Annotated in this window: 1 protein-coding gene and 1 pseudogene; one reads left to right on the plus strand and one right to left on the minus strand. The window is 54.8% G+C overall.

Annotated features, from left to right (window positions below; all coding sequences use genetic code 11):
• On the minus strand, positions 1-1,434 hold a 1,434-nt coding region (locus ACOSYY_RS15810), incomplete at its 3' end, for a hypothetical protein (protein ID WP_421663599.1).
• Between the two features lie 240 nt (positions 1,435-1,674).
• Between ACOSYY_RS15810 and ACOSYY_RS15815 the strand changes: the two are divergent.
• Positions 1,675-1,919 (plus strand): annotated as a pseudogene (locus tag ACOSYY_RS15815) (hypothetical protein); the annotation flags it as partial.

A 1,919-nucleotide genomic window follows, 5' to 3' on the forward strand; every position in this document is an offset into this window, starting at 1 on the left:
ATCCGTGAGCGGGTAGAGTCGCGCCGAGTCCGCAGCACTGCCGTCATAAAGAGGCAGCAAAATGTCGCCGGTCGATGTCACCATCGCCTGACCCGAAAAATAGACGATCACGACGGCATTCTCGGCTGCATGCAGTGGAAGCCAGCCGAACAATGCTTCGTGGATATCGGCACGGAGCGCCTTCTGGTTTTGCAACAGCCGGATGTTTGATGGGGGGACACCGCCGAGGGACTGAAAATAGGCGGCGACGGTTTCCGCATCCGTTGCGACGTAGCGGCGGGGTGCAAACTTGGAATCGCGATAGGCGCCGGCTCCGATCGAGACCAGGAAGGTCTGAGGCTGGTGAAAGCCCGGCGCGGGAGCGGGAATTTGGTTCACGTCGTCCGTGTCGGTGCCGGCGGGCTGAATGGTCAACGAAAGGGTTTGGGGCGGCGCCGCGGCTCCTCCTGATTCGGCAACTGTGACATGGATTACAGCTTGTTGGGCCTGTTTGCTCGCGGGGAGGGTGGCGATGAACTCGAGGGATTTCGTTTGGCCCGCTTGTAGTGACTGGATCGGCAACGTCGCTGCAGGGAATTGCTCGATGATCGACTGAGTTCCGGTGAGAGAAGCCGATACATTCTCAGCGGAGCGGGTTCCTGCATTGGCCACATCCACACGAACTCGCACATGCTCTCCACCTTCAAAAATCAGATTACTGTTCTCGTCGAGGAGCATCGCTTTAAACTGAAGAACCGACGATCCCGAAGGCATTCCCACATTTCCGACCGGCGTCTGGTCCATCGAAGCAATGGGTTCCTGTCCACCGGTAGCCAGTCTGGCATTGAGAGAGACCCGTGTCGCAAAATCGATGACGGTGTCACGGATGAAAGGGTCGATCATATAGTTGCAGTTCTTCGGGAGCTGCTCAAGCCGTAGACGCTCCTGCCGGGAGACTTTGATGTCCGTTCGCCGGAGCAAGGTCCCCATTCGATCGTGGATACGAGCGATGGCATTGAGATGTAAGACGGCAGGAGCCCGATCATACAATACGTCTTTATTGAGGTCGAACGATGAATCAACCAGGTCGACCCGAATGACATAATCAGGCGGGGAGGTGTCGCTGGTGCCTTCGTCAACCGTCGTTTTGAACGTTCGATGAATTCCTTCCCGCAAGGCCTTCTGAATTTGATCTCCCAGGGGAATTTCCTGGAGCTGCCCACAGGAATCGCTGTAGCGAATAGTCAGTTCCTTGATTGATGGGGGAATTTCCAACTTGACACTGGCGGGTAACGGATCTCCCAGGGGCGGAAATTCCAGAGGTTTGACACAAGCGGCAAGAAAGAGGAGCGCGCATCCGATCCATGCCCCTGTCGCATGTCCCCTACGATTGAGCGGTTTTGTTGGGATCAATACATAGCCTATGGTAGCAATCTTGCCTGGGATGCCCGCCACCGTACTGGAAACATTGAGGCGAAAGCAACCGACTGGAGGAGAGGAATAAGGCAAAACCTATTGTTGGCGAGAGATATCCATCAGGGTATTCAAATCATTCCTTGATGAACGAAGACTTTTCCTCTTTGAAGCCTGTTGAAAGAGTAGTGTAATATGAAGTGTTCAAGTCGTGGAGATGTTCGTTCTTAATAGTACTCTTTAGTACTCTCGATGAGAGTCACATCCCGGAGGAGTTCAGTTATGGCCAATTGGAGTCAGCAAGCGACCAAGGTGTTTATCAACAGCGGACTGATTGTATGGGCTCTAGCCGGCAGTGGATGTGTATCATCTGCATCAGCCGCAGGAGTCCCTCCAGCATGGGCTCAAGGCTTTTCAGAGATCGTGAGAAAGACCACCCCGGCCGTTGTGAATATCGCGGTAACGGGCGGGGGAGAAGGTAGTCGGAGGCGAGGAGGAGTTCCTCCTCCAAGTCCGTTCGGGACTCC

Source organism: Nitrospira sp. BLG_2 (genome assembly GCF_049222245.1).